The following is a 16498-nucleotide window of genomic DNA, read 5'->3' as shown; positions in this document are numbered from 1 at the left end:
CATGCGCGGTGTCATCCCCGGCCTCGGCACACCGGCGCCCCTTCTCGACCGGCTGCCCGGGATCCTGCAGGACGACGACTTCCTGCAGCGCTTCCTGCCGGCCTTCGACGCGACGGTGGCGCCGGTGTACGCGGTGCTGGACAGCCTGCCGGCGTATATCGACCCCTTCTCCGCCCCGGCGGACTTCCTGGAATGGCTGGCGGGATGGGTCGACGTCGAGCTCGACCAGAACTGGCCGCTGGAGCAGCGGCGGCGCTTCATCGCCGAGGCTGCGACGCTGCACCGGCTTCGGGGCACCGCCACCGGTATCCGGCATGCCGTGTCCCTCGCGGCCGGACCGGCCGCTGAGGTGACCGTCACCGACGGGGGCGGGGTGTGGATCGGAACGGTGCCGGATCCTGCCGCGCCAGAGCAGCGGGTGCGGATCGTGGTGGCCAGCACGGTGCCGCTCGAGGAAGCGGACCGCGCCCGCCTGGCCCGTGCGGCTGCCGCGTCGGTGCCGGCCCACCTGCTCTTCGATCTCGAGGTCGAGCTGGTGCCCGTCTCCGGCTGACGACAGAGCGCTCAGCGCACGCCGAGCGAGTGGAGCATGCGGCGGTACCGCTCCTCGGTGCGCGCGAGGGCGATGAGGTCGTCGGCGGATCGGTGCACGGTCGTGAGCGCGCGCCACGCGGCGTCCGTCCACGGGTCGATCTCCACCGCACGCTCCGCCGCGTGCAGCGCCGCGGAGGTGTCGGCACGGCGCAGCTCCAGCAGCGCGAGGGCCGCGGCCGCCTCGGCGGCGCGGGCGCGATACCGCTCTCGGGTGCCGACGACCCAGTCCGCCGGGCCGTCCTCGGGCAGCACGTCGCCGAGGTACAGCTCCACCGCACCATCCAGCTGCCGCACCGCCGTGTCGATGTCCCCGCGGGCGCGGGCGTCGGTGGCGGCGGTCAGACGGGAATCGAAGGACACGAGATCGCAGTGGTCGAAGCGGTCCAGTCGCAGCGCGTACGCATTGCCGCGCCGCTCGACGAGTCTTCCGCCCGTCCCATGCCCGTAGGCGTTCAACGCGCGTCGCAGGCTCGACACGCTCACGTGCAGGGCGTGCACCGCCGAGTCCAACGGCAGGTCGGGCCAGATGATCTCGGCGATCCACTCGCGGTGCACCGGCCCGCCGGCGCTCAGGGCGAGCAGTCGCAGCAAAGTGCGCGCCTGCGGGCGGACGCTGGAGACATCGACATCCCTTCCCCCGATGCGCAGGTGGAACGAGCCGAAGCACGTCAGCACGACCGGCGCGTCGGCCGAATGGAGCACGGACTCGGCGCCGCGCGGGCGTGGTGCGCGCTCGATAGGGCGCAGGGCGGCGGGGAGGCGAGGGACGCCGATGCGCAGCGCGGACGCGCGCAGCCGGCCGGAGCGATCGCCGTCCTCGCTTTCGGCCGCGGCGAGGAGATCTCGCGCGCCGCGGCTCATCTGATCCTGGAACGCCGCGATCCGCCTCCCATCGAGCTCGGGCGGCGCGAGGTGGGCGCCCTCGATCCCCGCCAGGACGAGCGCGGCGGTGATCCATCCCGCGACGTCCGGGCAGCCGAGCGCGTCGAACCGCGTCGCGAGATCGAGCACCGCGTCCCGTTCGCGCGGCACCACGCCGGACCGCAGCTGCCACAGCAGGGCCAGAGCCTCCAGGATCGCCTCTCCGACGGCGTCGCCGTCCGCCGCGCAGGCGGCGATGGTGTCCCGGAGGGCGGCGTCGGCGGAGGGCAGCGCGGCGGCTGCGCCGAGGGTTCCGCGTACCAGCCGTGCCAACCGTGTCAGGCCCCGCGCTGCGGCGTCGCGCTCGAGCCGGAACAGCGCGTCGGCGGTGGCAGTGGTCCCGAGCAGGGGAGCGCGGATGATGAGCAGCGCGAGCCGCGCCGCCCACGCGTCCCATGAATCGGCGGGGCATCGGACGAGGGCATCGAGCAGACGGGTGGCGCCGACGACGTCGCCGCCCGCGAGTGGCTGGACCGCGCGGAACACCCGCGGCGGGAGCAGCGCCGCGGCGGCGCCGGGGTCCGCTCGCGGCGGGGGATTCGGCAGCCGCCACGCCTGGCCGGCACCCCCGGCTCCGGAGGACAGCGGTTCGCGCCAGCCGGGATCGGCCAGTGCGTCCAGGAGGTCGCCGTCGGTGCGCGCCGGACCCTGGCACTGAACGTGCAGCAGGAGCCGCCGCACGGTTGCCGGCCATCCACCGGTCGCATCAAGGATTCCCGCGGCTGTGTCGGGTGCGACGCGCACACCGAGCTCGTGCCGGATGAGCGCCATGAGTTCGTCCAGGCGCAGCACGAGCTCGCACTCCTCCACGAGGGAGACCGCGGTGAACTCGGCGCGCGCGAGCGCGAAGTCCGGTGCGATGCCGCTCGCCACCACGATCCGGGGGAACCCTTCGGGCGCGGCGAGCAGCCGCGTGAGGACGGCGGCGGCCGGTCCCGCGACGACGTGCTCGGCGTTGTCCAGCGCGATGGTGTCCGGTCGTCCGGCCAGGACGGCCCCGAGCGCGTCCTCGAGGACGGCCGGACGGCGGTGCGGGGGACCGAGAGCCAGGACGGTGATGCGGTCGTGGTCGGCGTGCATCTCGGTGAGCTGACGCAGCAGCGTGGTCTTCCCCGCACCGCGGCCGGCGATCAACAGCACCCGCGGAGCCTCCAGGCGGCGCAGCAGTCGGGGCCGGATCACATCGACCTTGCCGCCGGGTGGAGTGCGCACCGGTCCGGGGGGCGACGCGGACCCAGCCCGCGCTGCCTCGAACCCCTCGTGAAGCCTGGCCTCCACAACCCCCATTGTGTCCTCGTCGTCACCCGCGCGACAGCGTCCCTCCCGTCAGCGGAGTCAGCGGCGCGGGCGGGCGAAGATCCCGCCGATGTACACCAGCACGGCGCCCACCCACACGACGAAAAGCCCGACCAGGAGCACCACGAAGTCATCCACCACGAACGCGTACACGGCGAAGCCGGCGGAGGTCAGGAAGGCGACCACCGCGGAGCGGCGCATGAGGCTGCCGGACTTGCCGGACAAACCGAAGAGGATCGCGACGACCAGCAGCACGATCGCGAGGTGGGCGGCCACCGCGACCGCGGTCTCGACCTCGGACACGTTGCGGTTCACGATGATGTCAGCGAGCTGGGCGTAGTCGTCGCCATCCACCCAGGGCATGAACGCGCCGATCACCATGAGCAGCGCGCCGATGATGACGAAGAGGAGCTTGGCGAGCGGTCGCCGGTCGTTGGCGGACTGCACGAGGGTCGCCGACGTCTCGATCATCCCCTGCCCGTCGGCGGCGGTGATCCGCAATTGGGAGACCTTCGACTGCGACGGCGGGGGACCGGGGCTTTCCACCTCGACGCGGACCGTTCCGGTCGATTGCGGCATGACGGTCGTGCTCGGCGGGAGGAACCGGAAGTTCACCGTACCGTCGGAGGACTGCCCCGACCAGGCGACGGCGAGCGGGCGGACGCCGCGTCGGTTGTCGACGAGCAGCCGGAAGACGCCGTGCTGGGAGCCGCCGACATTGAGGACGGCCGGCTCCATGCGCAGCTCGGCGGTCCGAAGCGGAGAGGGCGTCGATGTCAGCTCCAGCGTGCCGGTGGCTTCGACGTCGTGCGGGCCGTGCGATGCGATCACCGAGAAGGGTCGGTCGACGGTCTCGCCCTCCTCCGGCAGAGAGGAGCGGATCCTCGCCCTCACGACGGTCTCCGTGCCTTCGGGCACGGTGACACGCGCCGGGGTGAACGCGAACCGCGCACGGTCCTCCGGGTCCTGGCCGTGCAGCTCGAGGGACGCGGGCGCATTGCCCTTGCGGTTGTCGATGCGGACGTCGAAGTCCACCGTGTCGGTGTCGACCGCCGTGAGATGGCTCGGCGCGAGCTCGACCTCCACCGGGACGAATTCGGGCGCGGGAGAGGTCCGCTGCAGGAGCGTCACGAGCGCGGTGAGTTCGGCGGCGTCGTTGGCCGCGCTGATGGTGAGCTGCCGGCTGATTTCCGTGCCCGCGTCGATGGCCGGGACCGTGAACATGCCCTCCGCCTCCACGAGCTGGCCGGGTCCTACCTCGACCACCGCGGGGGAGAAGGAGAACTGCACCACCTTCTCGGGGTCGCGGCCATGCAGGGCGAAGCGCTGCGGGTAGTTCGCGAGGCGGTTGTCTAGGCGGATCTGGAACGATCCCAGGGCGATGTCGACGAGCCGCAGCAGCGTCGGGGTCACCTCCATCGAGGCAGGGGGCCCTTGCGGAGGGACGGTGATCGCTACCTCGACCTCGGTGCGGGCCTCGGGACTCGCCTCGGAGCGGAGGACCAGCGTCACCTGCAGTCGCTGCGCGATGATCATCCCGCCCGGTCTCGTGCCGAACGTCACGGTGATGATGCGGCCTTCCCCCGGCATGAGATGGGCGTCCTCCTGAGTGACCAGCAGCCACGGCGGCGCGTTCAGCGGGGTGAGGACGTAGCCGTCGACGATCGGTGAAGGATTCCGTATCTCGAGGGCCGCGGTCGTCGTCGATCCCGGCGTGATCTCGATCGCGATCGTCGGTGTCGCGATTTCGGGTGGGAGCGCCTTCGGGGGCGCCGGCGGGTCGGGTACCCGTTGCGTGGGGGCCGTCGGTGCCGCCTCCTCGGTCGGGGCGCGCGCATCGCCGGTGCCGGCGGTGGGGGGCGGCACGGTCGGCGGGGCTGGTCCGGGCGGCGGCGGGGGAGGCGCCGGAGGGGGCGCGGCCGCGTCCTGCGGAGCAGTGATCGCGCTGTCGGCGTCGGCGGGCGCGTCCACGCGGGCCCCGGCCATCGGCGCTTCCTCCACCACCAGCGGAGCGGCCCCGGCGAGGGGTGCGCCGTCGAGGGTCGCCTGGCCCCGATCCCATCCGAGGTACGAGTCGCAGTGGGAGCAGAACTGTGCGGTCAGCGGGTTCTTGGTGCCGCAGTTGCCGCAGATCAGCACGCCGTTCGACTCCTCGACCGCCTCCATAGCCGAATGCTAGAACGTGCGCTCCGCAACGATCCCGAGTCGTGCCCCAATGGGCATCAGGGACTGCCTCCGGCCGAGCGTGCGGGCGGCGCTCACTTCCCGACGTAACGCTCGAAATCGACGGTGGGCCCTGACCACTCCGCGCCCTGCCACAGTGTCACGTGCACGTGCGGCCCGTAGTGCCAGTCACGCCCGCCGCCGCTGGCACCGGACACCGCGATGATCTGCCCGCGCGTCACCCGCTGCCCCGGGTCCACCAGGGATTCGGAGAGGTGCAGGTATCGGACGGTGTATCCGTCGTCGAGTCGGATGGCGATGAGCCGGCCGGTGGCGGTGGAGGGGTCGGACTTCACGCTGATCACCGTCCCCGCGTCCGCTGATGCCACCGGCGTGCCGTATGGAGCGGCGAAGTCGGTGCCCGGCTCGGGCGAGGAGGGCTTCCTCTCGCGGTGGCATGTCCAGTCGCACGACACCCCGGCGGCCGCGGGCACCACGTACCCCGTCCCGGGCAGGCCGGCGGAGGCCTGCAGCCCCGGCGCGTCGACGAGGGGCTGGAATGCGATGGCACCGAGCGTCACGGCGAGGAGGAAGGTGACCGCACGGATCGCGTCCGCCACGACCACGCGGTGAGCCGGCGGTTCCGCCGCGCTGAGGGACGGACCGCGAGAGGTGCCGACCGGTGCGGCGGCCGAGTGCAACGGATCCATGACGTCATCGCCTTCGCGCGGCCAATCTATCGCTGTATGGAGTCGCGATCCCTGCCCAAAAGGGCACAGTGCCCACCGGCGAAAACGGCGCGCGATACGATCCGGTCTCGAGTGTGGTGTCGAGTGTGAGGACACGGCGATGGCGGCGCAGGAATGCGAGTTCTGCCACGCGGAGCTGGACTCTTCTGACCGCTTCTGCGCGGCATGTCTCCTGCCGGTCGCGCCGTCGCACCCTGCCTCGGTCGCTCTGCGGGTCGATCCGGCAGAGATCAGGCTCGATGCCGGCGAACAGCGCTGCAGCCTCCAGCTCTTCGTCGACAACAACGATGCGGTAGAACCGCTGCACATCTGGTTGGCCGGCGAGTCGGATGACCGGGCCGTGCTGCTCCGGTTCGATCCGGACGAAGTCGTCGTCCCGGCACAGGCGACGGCGACCGTGGGCGTCGCGGTGCGGGCGCCACGCCCCCGGGCGGCCGGATCGATGACTCGCCAGCTGCTCTTCACGGCTCGTGATGGGTGGCGGGAGATCACCGTGAGCGCCACCCTCGTGCAGAGCACTCCGGACTGGCGGCCGGCGGTGCGCATCGTCCTCGTTCTCTTCGGCTTCCTGTTCGTCGTCCTGGGATCGTTCATGCCGTGGATCCAGGGGAGCGCGACCGCCCTCCTGACGACGCAGGCCATCCGAGATGTGTTCAGCGACCCCGACGGCGTCCTTCAATGGCAGCGCCTCATCGAGCCGCTCGCGCGGATCGTCGTGCTGATCCTCGCCGTTCTGATGCTGGTCGGTCTCCGCAGGCGCGCACGCACTCTGATGCGGGAGTCGGCGGTCCTGATCGCTCTGCTCACGGCGGGACTGGTGATCTCGGCCGCCATCGCGGGCGGATACCCCGGGCCCAGCTACGGCGCTCTCTTCGTATGGTTCGGCGCCCTGCTCGGCTACATCGGCGCCGCACTGGCCGTATCCCCTCGGCGACCTCGCGACGGCGGCCGTTTCGAGGCGGATCGCGATCAGTAGGCGAGCGCCTCACATTCGGCGAGCAGGTTCTCGAGAGCAGCTCGGACCACGACCGCGCCGTCCGTCAGCTCGGGGGTGTCGCGGAGCGCCGCATACCCGTCCCAGGCATCGGCGAGCTGCCAGACGTGCCAGAACAGCGCATCGGACTCCGCCCTCTCGAGGTTTCGCTGCCTGATCGCGAAGATCTCATCCTCCGCGTCATCGACGGTGGGACTGGCGAACGCGAGCCGCGCAGTGGCGCAGATCTCCGCGGCCGCATCCGGGGGCGCAGTGACGGGGGGAACGGCGGGTGCCGCCGGCGCGGGCGGTTCCACCGGCGCCGGCTCGGGCTCGAGCGGAGGTGGGGCACTCGCTGAGCTGGTGGAACTCGTCGCTCCCGTGGGCAGCCCGCCGCCGAGGGGGATGCCCAGGCCGCAACCGGCGAGGAGGGGAGCTGCCACTGCGCAGGAGAGCAGCATCGCGACGGCCGAGGAGTTCGCACGCAGCGGACTCGCGGATCCATTCCGCTGCCTCACGCGTCCGGCCATCGCTCACACTCCGTCCACAGCCTCTCAGGGCGGCAGCTGCCGCGCGGGGAGTATCGGACACCCGGAGGGGTGATCTCGCTGCCCGATCGGGCATCCCGCCGTCGCTCTCCGTCCTGCGGCGGGTGCGTCCGCGCGGAAGAAGGAGTGTCATCGGGGCTTCCCGCGCGGGTCCGCCGGTTCTACGCTCGGGCCGTGCGACTCCTCCGGCGCGCTGCGAACCGCCTCACCCGGCCGGTACGGCGCGAGATCGTCGACATCGCCTGGTTCCTGACGATCCTCTTGGCCGCCAGTGCGGTGTTCTACGTGGTGGGCCCGCTGATCGGCAGTCTGTCGTCCGTGACGCGGGCGAATGTGCCGGCGGCGGCGCTGATGTTCGTCTGCCCGGCGATCGCCGCGGTGGTCGTGGCGGCGCGGACGAGGTCTCTGCGGCAGCTGGGCGCTCAGCTGGCCGCCCGGCCGCGCGGTGTGTTCACGGGCGCGATCTCGATCGTGGCGATGCCGGTCGTGCTGATCGTCTCCGCCGTCGTCACAGGACGCGGGGCCGGGTTCGAGGCGCCGGGAACGGCGGCGCTCGGGCTCGCCGTGGTGTTCCTGGTCAGCGCGTTCGCTGAGCAGGTCGGCTGGACCGCTTTCCTGTTGCCTCGGCTCCGTGCGAACACCGGAGAGTTGCGCAGCGGCCTGTTCCTGGGGGTGGTGTGGGCGGTGTGGCATGTCATCCCCTTGGTGCAGGCCGGGCACGCAGCATCCTGGATCGTCGGTCAGTGCGTGTTCACGGTCGTGCTGATGCTCCTCCTGGTGCGGCTGACCGTGGCCGGGGGATCCGTGTGGTGGGCGGTCATCTGCCAGGCCTCATCCAATCTCGCGTGGGCGCTGTCGCCGGCCGCCGGCGAGGGGTATGACCCGTGGGTCACCGCGGCGCTCACCGCGGCGGTGGTGGCGCTCCTTCACCTTCTCCGGTTGTCGTCGGCGCGCGCCCGGCAACGCAGCGTTGATGGCGTTCGATAGGGGAAAGATGAGCAAGGTCGTTCTGTACATGTCGATGTCGCTCGACGGGTTCATCGCGGCGCCGGGCGATGAAGCGGGACGCGGACTCGGAATCGGTGGCGAGCAGTTGCACCAGTGGCTTGCCGATGGCGGACTCAGCCCCGGTTCATACCGACCCTCCTCGCGGGTGAATGCGGAGATATTCGACGAGATGATGGAGACCGGCGCTGTGCTCACGGGGCGTCGAACGTTCGACCTCGCCGGTCAGTGGGGCGGAGACCACCACAACGGGGTGCCGATCTTCGTCATCACCCGGACACCGCCCGCCGAACCGGCACCCGGACACGCCCGCTATGTGACGGACCTCGACACCGCTGTCAGGGAAGCGCGGGCCGCCGCCGACGGTCGGGACGTGATGCTGCACGGCGCCTCGGCGGCACAGGCGCTCCTTCGCGCGGGGCTCATTGACGAACTCGTGATCCACCTCGTTCCCGTTCTCCTCGGACACGGCAGACGACTCTTCGACGACTCGGACGCGGGAACACAGGAGCTGCGCTTGGTCGCGACCCAGGAGGGGGAAGGAGTGGTGCACCTGCGCTACCGCGTCGGAACGCCGGAATAGAGCGGCTTCTCACGTCCGCCTCTGCGGCGCGGGTTGGCGTCCTCACGCTGCGCTCGCCGCGAGGCGGTCGCCGCGGAGAGGCCGCAGCGCCCTCGCCCACGACAGGAGCTCGTCGAGCATGACGTCGAGCTCCGCCTCATAGCCGCCCGCCGGGTCAACTCCCTCACGCGTGATGTCGGCGAGGTCGATGGCGACGCTCGTGCTGACGTCGGCGAGGTGGAGCTCCCCGCAGATGAGGCGGAGGTGCTCGACCGCGCGAACGCCGCCCACGACCCCGTACCCGATGAACCCCGCCGCCTTGTCCCGCCACTCGGCGTAGAGGTGGTCGATGGCGTCCTTGAGCGCAGCGGGGATGGAGCGGTTGTACTCCGGGGTGACGAACACGAATGCGTCGAAGCCGGCGATCAGGTGCGACCAGCGCTGCGTCTGCTCATCGCGGTATCCGCCGAAGCTGGGCGGGGTCTCCGCATCGAAGCGCGGCAGATCGATCGCGGCCAGATCGACGAGGACGTAGTCGGCGTCCTGTCGGTTGCGGGCATGATCCTGGGCCCAGCGGGCGACCGAACAGCCCTTGCGTCCACGGCGGATGCTGCCGACCAGCAGAGCGATGCGCGGCCGCACAGCCGTGTCATCCGCGCTGGTCTGCGCGATGCCGGCGGCGCTCACCGCTCTGCTCCCACGGCGCCGATGAACGCGTAGCGGCGGCCGGTGGGCGGGTCCAGGGGATCGGATCCGCCCTCCCGCGGTTCGGTGACGTCCGACGGAGCGATCGCCCGGGCGCTCGTCGCGGTCCGGTGGGCTTCCTCGCTGGTCCACTCTGCGAGGGCGAGTGCGGGTGAACCGTCGTCGGTGGCATAGAAGGTCGTTGCGATCACTCCTTGAGAGGCGGTTGCGGTGAGGGCGGCGATCTCGGCGTGGATCCAGGTTCTCTGTTCCTCCGGCTCCGCGGCGGTGAGCGGTTGCCGGATGAGGACGAAGCAGCCGGGCTCCTGAGCGATGGCGGGGCCGGATACGACGCGATGCGGTGTCGCGGTCACGCGCCAGAGCCGTTGGATGCCGGGGACGCGCGCGTCGACGGTGTCGCGGGGGATGTGGGTGTCGGCGAGGTAGCCGTCGCGCGCGTCGGCATCGGTCCACTGCGCGAGGACCAGGAGGGTGTCGTCCTCCAGTCCGCGGAGAATGGAGAATCGCACCAGGCCGGGCGCCGCCGGCATGGTCGCGAGTGCCGCTTCGGCGGCGTCGAGCTGATGCTGTCGGTCTCGGAGGTTCCAGCAACTGATGAATGCTGAAGTGGCGCGGGAATCCCGCATGGTCGGGGCGAATCTGTTCATGCCTCGGTACGCTAAGACCTCAACATTGGTTGAGGTCAAGGCGGTGACCGACGTGACGAGCATCCAGGCTGTGCAAGACGGCATGACGGTGGGGCAGGTCGCGGCCGCGGCCGGTGTGGCGGCGTCCGCGGTGCGGTTCTATGAGACGCACGGCTTGATCTCGGGCCACCGGACGCACGGTAACCAGCGCCGCTTCGATGAAGACGCGCCGTGCCGCGTGCGCATGATCCGGGTGTGTCAGCGTGTCGGGCTGTCGGTCGCCGAAATCCGCGATCTGCTCGCCACGCTTCCGGCCTCGGGCCGGGCAGAGGTGTCCGATTGGGTGGAGCTCGGCGAGCGGATCGAGCGCGAGGTGCACGAACGGATCCGCAACCTCCGGGACGCCCTGGCCGATCTCACCTCGGACGCCAAGTTGTGCGAACTCCCTGGCATCACCGATCCACGAACGGCCGCCATCGCCTGACGCGCCGGGTGTGGAGAACTTCCGCGGGTCGACGGGGGTTTTGCGAGGATGCCCGCGTGAGCCTCGCTTACGCGTCCCCCGGTTCGGCCACTGCGGTGGTCGCCGAGCGGGTGCGCGAGCGGCTCCGTGCAGAACAGGCCGATCCCACGCGGGAGCCGGAGCTTGCCGCCCGCATCACCGCGAGCGAAGTGCGCCGTCACAACGACTATGCCTTGGCCCGCGGTCTGGAGCCGGTGGACGACGAAGCCGGGTGCGTGCGTGACGTCCTCGCGCAGTTGTCGGGATTCGGACCGTTGCAGCCGTATCTGGACGATCCCACGATCGAAGAGGTGTGGCTGAACGCCCCCGATCGCGTGTTCGTGGCGCGCGGCGGGCGGGCCGAGCGGGTCCCGCTGAGTCTCACCGATGCGATCGTGCACGACCTGGTGGAACGGATGCTGCACACCACGGGGCGCCGGGTCGACCTCAGTCAGCCGTTCGTCGACGCCTCACTCCCGGACGGATCGCGGCTGCACGTGGCGATCCCCGACATCACGCGCCGGCACTGGGCGGTGAACATCCGGAAGTTCTCGCCGGCGTACCGCGACCTCGCGCACCTGGTCACCGCCGGATCGCTCGACCGGGAGACGGCCGAGTTGCTGGCCGACGCGATGCGCGCGGGCCGCAGCATCCTCGTCTCCGGTGCCACGCACGCGGGCAAGACCACGCTGCTGGGCGCACTCGTCGCCGCAGCCGCGCCCACCCAGCGCATCGTCACCGTCGAGGAGACGTTCGAGCTCGGCGTCGAGGCCCCCGATCTCGTGGCGATGCAGGGGCGGCAGCCGAGTCTGGAAGGCACGGGCGAGGTGACGCTCCGCCGCCTCGTGAAGGAGGCGCTGCGAATGCGCCCCGACCGGCTGGTGGTGGGGGAGGTGCGCGACGCCGAGGCGCTCGACCTCGTGCTCGCGTTGAACACCGGAGTGCCGTGCGCGGCGACGATCCACGCGAACTCCGCTCCGGAGGCGCTCGTGAAGCTCGCCGCCCTGCCGCTGCTGGCAGGGCGCAACATCGATGCGACGTTCGTGACGGCAGCCGTCGCGCGCTCGGTCGACCTCGTCGTGCACTGCGAGCGCGATGCAGCCGGCGCGCGGAGGGTCGCGGAGATCGTGGAGCCGACCGGACGGATCCTCGGCGATGCGCCGGAGGTGCGTCGCGTCGTTCCCGGGAGCAGGCGGTGACCCTCCTGCTGGGCGCCCTGCTCGCCGGCGGAGTGCTGCTGACGGCCTCTCCGTGGCTGTGGCCGCCCACGTCGAGCCGCGCGGAGAAGCCCGTTTCGTCGGGAGCGGTCTCGCGACTCCTCGAATCCGCCGGCTTCGGCGGCGTGCGGCCGCGCGTGGTGCTCATCCTTGCGGCGGCGTGCGCGCTCATCGCCGCGGCGGTCGCATGGCTGGTCACCTCGGTGCCCGCTTTCGCCGTCGTCGTCGCCGCTGCCGGGGCCACGGCGCCGTTCGTGTGGCTGCGGGCGCGCCGGGTGCGTCTGCTCCGCTCGCGCCGCACGCTGTGGCCCGACGTGTGCGATCTGCTCATCGCCTCGGTGCGGGCGGGGATGTCGCTGCCCGACGCGGTCTCCAGTCTCGCCACGGCGGGTCCGCCGCCGCTGCGCTCCGCCTTCGCGGCTTTCGCGGTGGACGTGCACGCGTCCGGGCACTTCGATTCCAGCATCCGGCGTCTGAAGACGGCGCTGGCCGACCCTGTTGCCGACCGCATCATCGAGACGCTGCGGATGGCACGGCAGGTCGGCGGCACCGAGTTGCCCACGGTGCTGAGGGCGCTGGCGACTTCGGTGCGCGCCGATGCACTCCTCCGTGGAGAGGTCGAGGCGCGCCAGTCGTGGATCCGGGGCGCGGCGGTGCTCGGGGTCGTCGCGCCGTGGGTGATCCTCGTCCTCCTGGCGCTGCGGCCAGAGGGGGCCTCGGCGTATGCGAGCCCGGAGGGCGTGGGCCTCATCCTCGCGGGCGGCCTCGTCTCAGTGATCGCGTTCCGGTTGATGGTGCGGATCGGGCGCCTCCCCGAGCCCCGGAGGTGGTTCGGATGAGCCCGGGCTTCCTCACCGAATCGGCGATCGCGATCATCCTGGGCACGACGCTCGGCATCGGTGTCTGCCTCCTCGTCTCGCTCGCCCCGCGGGTCAGCGCACCGAGTCTGGCCCGGCGCGTCGCCCCGTACATCCGGGACGTGACCGACCCACTCGGACTCGGCCCGGCGCTCTCACCTGTGCCGACGATCCGCGAGGCCACCCGTGGGGCCGTGGCGCGGGCGACAGGAGCCGTCGGCGGGTCGGACTCCCTGGACCGGCGACTGAGCCAGTCCGGATGGCGAATGGATGCTGGCGCTTTCCGTGCGCGTCAGCTCGCGTGGGCGCTCGCCGGACTCGCGGCGGGAGGGCTGCTCATCGTCGCCCTCGCCCTCGCCGGACGCCTCGCGCCGCCCGCCGTCATCGTGGCGCCGGTCCTCGCCGCCGCCGCGGTCGTGCTGTACGACGCGCGCTTGACGTGGGCCGCCCGCGGCCGGACGCAGCGGGTCGAGGAGGAGCTCCCCACAGTGCTGGACTTCCTCGCGCTGTGCCTGTCGGCGGGGGAGGGGATCCTCGACTCGCTGCGGCGTGTGGGCGAGATCGGGTCGGGCGAGCTCACCGGAGAGATCCGCCGCGCCCTCCTGGCCGTCGGCACCGGGGAGCCCCTTCCCGACGCGCTCACCGCGCTGGGCCGGCGGCTGGAGGTTCCCGCGCTCTCCCGTGCGCTCGACCAGGTGGTGGCTGCGCTGGAGCGCGGCGCGCCGCTCGCACACGTGCTGCAGGCTCAGGCCACCGATGCGCGGGAAGGCGCCAAGCGCGCGCTGATCGAGCAGGCGGGCCGCAAGGAGATCCTGATGCTCATCCCGCTGGTGTTTTTGATTCTGCCCCTGAGCGTTCTCTACGCCGTCTTTCCGGGGATCTTTCTGCTTCGACTGGGAATCGGCTGACGCCGGGAAGGAGGGTTCGCATGCAACGGATCCATCGCGGGATGCAGCGTCTGCGCACGGCGTGGGGCGATGCCGTAGCGGACGAGCGCGGCGACGTACCCGGCTGGGTGCTGATCACGCTCATGACCGCCGGGCTGGTCGTGGTGATCTGGGCGCTGGCCGGCCCGGCGCTCGCGCAGCTGTTCGAGCAGGCCATCGCGCGCGTATCGGGCCTGTAGGGCACGTCCATGCACGGGGAGTCGCTCGGGCACCGGGTTCGGCGAGCCCTGGCCGACGACGCCGGCTCCTCTCCGGTCGAGTTCGTCCTGGTCGGCGCGCTCCTGACCCTCCTGACGCTCGCGGTGATCCAGCTCGCGCTGGGGGTGTACGTGCGCAATGTGGCCCACGACGCGGCCGTCGAAGGAGCGTTCCACGCCGCCCTCGCCGACACGACCCTGGCCCAGGGCGCCGAGCGCACGCGCGAGTTGGTGGCGCGTGCCGTCGGTGAGGCCTACGCCGGCGACATCACGGTGGCGGAGTCGGCGGATGCGGGTGCCCCGGCGGTACGGGTGACCGTGCGCACCACGCTGCCGCTGCTCGGACTGCTGGGAGTGGAGCGGGCGCTGGAGGTGACCGCTCATGCGCCGCTGGAATCCCTGGACTGAGCTCAGGGCACGCGCCGCCGACGACACCGGATCGGCGGCCGTGGAGTTCATCTTCGTCGGACTCCTGCTGCTCGTGCCGGTGGTCTACCTCGTGATCGCGCTGGGGATGATCCAGAGTCAGAGCCTCGGCGCCGAATCCGGCGCACGTCACATCGCGCGGGCGGTGGCCACGGCCAAGGGCGCGGATGCCGCCGACGCCCGGGCATCCGGCATCCTGGCGACGATCGTGTCGGAGTACGGCCTGGACGCCGAGAGGGTGGAGATCGACGTGTCTTGCCGCGACGCGGGCTCGGCATGCCCCGAGGCCGGCGCGACGGTCGTCGTCACGGTGCGCACCGAGGTGCAGCTGCCGTTCGTGCCGCCGGTGCTGGGCCTCGACCGGCTGGCGAGTATCCCGCTCGAGGCCTCGTCGGCGCAGAAGGTCTCCCGGTTCTGGAGAGACGGATGAGGCCGGCCCGACCGCTCGCCGACGACCGGGGGAGCGTCCTCCTGCTCACGATCGGCTACGCCGTCTTCGCCCTCGTGCTGGTGCTTGTGTGCGTGAACGCGACGTCGCTCTACCTCGCGCAGAAGCGACTGGACGCGCTCGCCGATGCCTCCGCGCTCGCCGCCGCGGACGGTTTCACCCTCGTCGTGGAGTCGGGCCAGCCGCGCACCGCTCTGACGGATGGCCTCGTCCGCACGGCGGCGCAGGAGATGGTCGATGCGGTGGGGGAGGGTGCGGCGCTCGTGTCGGCGACGGCGGCGGACGGGCTCTCGGCGCGCGTGACGGTGACCGGGACGTGGCATCCGCCGGTCATCACGATCTTCGTGCCCGACGGGGTCGCCCTGTCGGCGACGGCGACGAGCCGCAACGCGCTGCGGTGACCGTGGTCAGGGGTGCGCGGTCAGGGGATGCGCGGGACGTAGCGGGGCACCCACCGCACGAACCCGGCCGCGCCCAGCAACCCGATCGCGCCGACCAGGGCGATCGCGATCGGCAGTGACAGTACGGCGGTCACGGCCGAGACCAGCAGCGGAGCCGCCGCGCCGCCCGCGTCGGTGAGCGTGCGCCACGAACCGAGGAACGGTGCCGGGTCGTCCTGTGGGGCGGAGTCGGCGCCGAGGGTGAGCAGCAGTCCGCTGGAGAGGCCGTTGCCCACGCCCAGCACGGCGGCGAACATCCCGAACCACAGGCCCGGGTCCGCGGTGTCGTGAGTGAGCGAGAGGGCGAGGAACCCGGCGCCCATCAGCAGCATCGCAGGCAGGGCTGCCCACAGCCGGCCGAAGCGGTCCATCACCTGACCGCTGGCGTAGAAGAGCGCGAAGTCGATGGCGCCCGAGACTCCGACCACGAGCGCGATGGTCTGCGCGTCCAGGCCGATGGAGACGCCCCACAGCGGCAGCACCACCTGCCGAGCGGAACGGACGGCGGACAGGGATGCGGCGGCCAGGCCCAGTCGCCCGAGGACCCCGCGGAACCGCCACATCGTGCGGAAGACGCCCGCGCGTTCGAGAGTGGGGATCGAACCGGTGACCGCCTCGCCGCTGTCTTCGGCCGCGGCATCCCGGGCATTTGCCCGCGCCGCGCGCTCCTCCGCGACCAGAGCCTCCTCGGGGTCGCGTCCGAACAGGACGAGCAGGACAGCGCCGAGGAGCGTCACCCCGAAGAACCAGATGGCCACATGCTCGTCGGCGAAGATCGCCAGCAGCGCCGCCGAGACGAACGGGCCGAGGAACATCCCCAGCCGGAAGGTGCCGCCCAGGAGCGACAGTGCCCGGGCGCGAAACACCAGCGGCACGCGCGTGGTCATGAACGAGTGGCGGGCGAGGCCGAAGGCGGCCGCGCAGAATCCGATGAGGAACACCGAGGCGGCGAACAGCGCCAGGTTGGGGGCGAGGGCCAGGGCCACGATCGCGCCCAGGGCGAGGAGACCGGCCCCCACCATCGCCGGACGCTCGCCGTACCGGGCGACGACCCATCCGGCGGGGATGTTGCCGCACAACTGCCCCACGACCAGGGCGGAGGCCACCAGAGCAGCCACGGCCACGTCGGCACCCAGGTTGTTCGCGATCACGGGGATGAGGGGCAGCACCGCGCCCTCGCCGAGCGCGAACAGGAGCGTCGGCCCGTAGATCATCGGGGCGAAGCGCCCGAGCACGTGCCGCGGCGAATCCGTCATCGATTCCACCCTAGCCAGGCCCCGGCGCGGCACCGCCCGTCGGCTCGCTGCGCTTGCCGCAGGCGG

General features: G+C 71.8%; 19 protein-coding genes. 12 read left to right on the top strand and 7 right to left on the bottom strand.

Annotated elements, in window-relative coordinates; translation table 11 throughout:
* Position 1 precedes the first annotated feature (1 nt).
* On the top strand, positions 2-553 hold the full coding sequence (locus E4K62_RS11140; RefSeq protein WP_135067445.1) for a phage tail protein: 552 nt from the start codon (positions 2-4) through the stop codon (positions 551-553).
* 11 nt (positions 554-564) lie between these two features.
* On the opposite strand, the gene E4K62_RS11135 is transcribed toward E4K62_RS11140, so the two are convergent.
* From E4K62_RS11135 to E4K62_RS11125, 3 genes are all read right to left on the bottom strand, one after another.
* Complete coding sequence (locus E4K62_RS11135; RefSeq protein ID WP_135067442.1) at positions 565-2727, bottom strand: BTAD domain-containing putative transcriptional regulator; 2163 nt, start codon at positions 2725-2727, stop codon at positions 565-567.
* Positions 2728-2850: 123 nt separating this feature from the next.
* Positions 2851-4977: a zinc ribbon domain-containing protein gene (locus tag E4K62_RS11130; RefSeq protein ID WP_135067440.1), complete on the bottom strand. Its 2127-nt coding sequence runs from the start codon at positions 4975-4977 to the stop codon at positions 2851-2853.
* A gap of 92 nt (positions 4978-5069) precedes the next feature.
* Positions 5070-5684 (bottom strand): M23 family metallopeptidase, encoded by a 615-nt coding sequence (locus tag E4K62_RS11125; RefSeq protein WP_135067438.1) that lies wholly within the window; start codon positions 5682-5684, stop codon positions 5070-5072.
* Between the two features lie 139 nt (positions 5685-5823).
* Here E4K62_RS11125 and E4K62_RS11120 point away from each other — a divergent pair, with 139 nt between their 5' ends.
* Complete coding sequence (locus E4K62_RS11120) at positions 5824-6699, top strand: hypothetical protein (RefSeq protein WP_135067436.1); 876 nt, start codon at positions 5824-5826, stop codon at positions 6697-6699.
* Here E4K62_RS11120 and E4K62_RS11115 read toward each other — a convergent pair.
* Positions 6693-7139 (bottom strand): hypothetical protein, encoded by a 447-nt coding sequence (locus tag E4K62_RS11115; RefSeq protein ID WP_135067434.1) that lies wholly within the window; start codon positions 7137-7139, stop codon positions 6693-6695. The two genes, E4K62_RS11120 and E4K62_RS11115, sit on opposite strands and share 7 nt — an antisense overlap.
* Positions 7140-7418: 279 nt before the next feature.
* Here E4K62_RS11115 and E4K62_RS11110 point away from each other — a divergent pair, with 279 nt between their 5' ends.
* Together E4K62_RS11110 and E4K62_RS11105 are read left to right on the top strand one after the other, a co-directional pair.
* The gene (locus E4K62_RS11110; protein ID WP_135067432.1) at positions 7419-8231 is read left to right on the top strand and encodes a CPBP family glutamic-type intramembrane protease; all 813 of its coding nucleotides are present in this window, start codon (positions 7419-7421) and stop codon (positions 8229-8231) included.
* A 7-nt stretch (positions 8232-8238) separates the two neighbouring features.
* Positions 8239-8832 (top strand): dihydrofolate reductase family protein, encoded by a 594-nt coding sequence (locus E4K62_RS11105; RefSeq protein WP_135067430.1) that lies wholly within the window; start codon positions 8239-8241, stop codon positions 8830-8832.
* 42 nt (positions 8833-8874) lie between these two features.
* On the opposite strand, the gene E4K62_RS11100 is transcribed toward E4K62_RS11105, so the two are convergent.
* Positions 8875-9498 carry an NADPH-dependent FMN reductase gene (locus E4K62_RS11100; protein ID WP_276321923.1) on the bottom strand — a complete coding sequence of 208 codons (624 nt, stop codon included), beginning with the start codon at positions 9496-9498 and terminating at the stop codon, positions 8875-8877.
* Complete coding sequence (locus E4K62_RS11095) at positions 9495-10163, bottom strand: antibiotic biosynthesis monooxygenase (RefSeq protein ID WP_135067428.1); 669 nt, start codon at positions 10161-10163, stop codon at positions 9495-9497. Before E4K62_RS11095 ends, E4K62_RS11100 begins: the two co-directional genes overlap by 4 nt.
* A 43-nt stretch (positions 10164-10206) precedes the next feature.
* Here E4K62_RS11095 and E4K62_RS11090 point away from each other — a divergent pair, with 43 nt between their 5' ends.
* The 8 genes from E4K62_RS11090 to E4K62_RS11055 are packed head-to-tail and all read left to right on the top strand — an operon-like array spanning position 10207 to position 15137.
* Entirely contained in the window at positions 10207-10626 is a 420-nt protein-coding gene (locus E4K62_RS11090) for a MerR family transcriptional regulator (RefSeq protein WP_205805747.1), read from the top strand.
* Between the two features lie 56 nt (positions 10627-10682).
* Entirely contained in the window at positions 10683-11843 is a 1161-nt protein-coding gene (locus tag E4K62_RS11085) for a TadA family conjugal transfer-associated ATPase (RefSeq protein ID WP_135067426.1), read from the top strand.
* Positions 11840-12700 carry a type II secretion system F family protein gene (locus E4K62_RS11080; RefSeq protein WP_135067424.1) on the top strand — a complete coding sequence of 287 codons (861 nt, stop codon included), beginning with the start codon at positions 11840-11842 and terminating at the stop codon, positions 12698-12700. Before E4K62_RS11085 ends, E4K62_RS11080 begins: the two co-directional genes overlap by 4 nt.
* Complete coding sequence (locus E4K62_RS11075; RefSeq protein WP_135067422.1) at positions 12697-13626, top strand: type II secretion system F family protein; 930 nt, start codon at positions 12697-12699, stop codon at positions 13624-13626. The genes E4K62_RS11080 and E4K62_RS11075 overlap by 4 nt, the downstream gene beginning before the upstream one ends.
* A gap of 20 nt (positions 13627-13646) precedes the next feature.
* Positions 13647-13844, top strand: coding sequence for a hypothetical protein (locus E4K62_RS11070; RefSeq protein ID WP_135067420.1), 198 nt, complete (start codon positions 13647-13649; stop codon positions 13842-13844).
* Positions 13845-13853: 9 nt separating this feature from the next.
* Positions 13854-14270, top strand: a complete 417-nt coding sequence (locus tag E4K62_RS11065; RefSeq protein ID WP_135067418.1) for a TadE/TadG family type IV pilus assembly protein — start codon at positions 13854-13856, stop codon at positions 14268-14270.
* On the top strand, positions 14245-14718 hold the full coding sequence (locus tag E4K62_RS11060) for a TadE family protein (RefSeq protein WP_135067416.1): 474 nt from the start codon (positions 14245-14247) through the stop codon (positions 14716-14718). The genes E4K62_RS11065 and E4K62_RS11060 overlap by 26 nt, the downstream gene beginning before the upstream one ends.
* Positions 14715-15137: a pilus assembly protein TadG-related protein gene (locus E4K62_RS11055; protein WP_135067414.1), complete on the top strand. Its 423-nt coding sequence runs from the start codon at positions 14715-14717 to the stop codon at positions 15135-15137. Before E4K62_RS11060 ends, E4K62_RS11055 begins: the two co-directional genes overlap by 4 nt.
* 20 nt (positions 15138-15157) lie before the next feature.
* Here the strand turns inward: E4K62_RS11055 and E4K62_RS11050 are convergent, their stop codons facing one another.
* A complete protein-coding gene (locus E4K62_RS11050; protein WP_135067412.1) occupies positions 15158-16432 on the bottom strand; it encodes an MFS transporter in 1275 nt (424 codons plus the stop codon).
* Between the last annotated feature and the right edge of the window lie 66 nt (positions 16433-16498).

This window comes from Microbacterium wangchenii (assembly GCF_004564355.1).
Classification (GTDB): Bacteria; Actinomycetota; Actinomycetes; order Actinomycetales; family Microbacteriaceae; genus Microbacterium; species Microbacterium wangchenii.
Note: the sequence above shows the minus strand (reverse complement) of the source record. Positions and strands in the feature narration are given on the sequence as shown.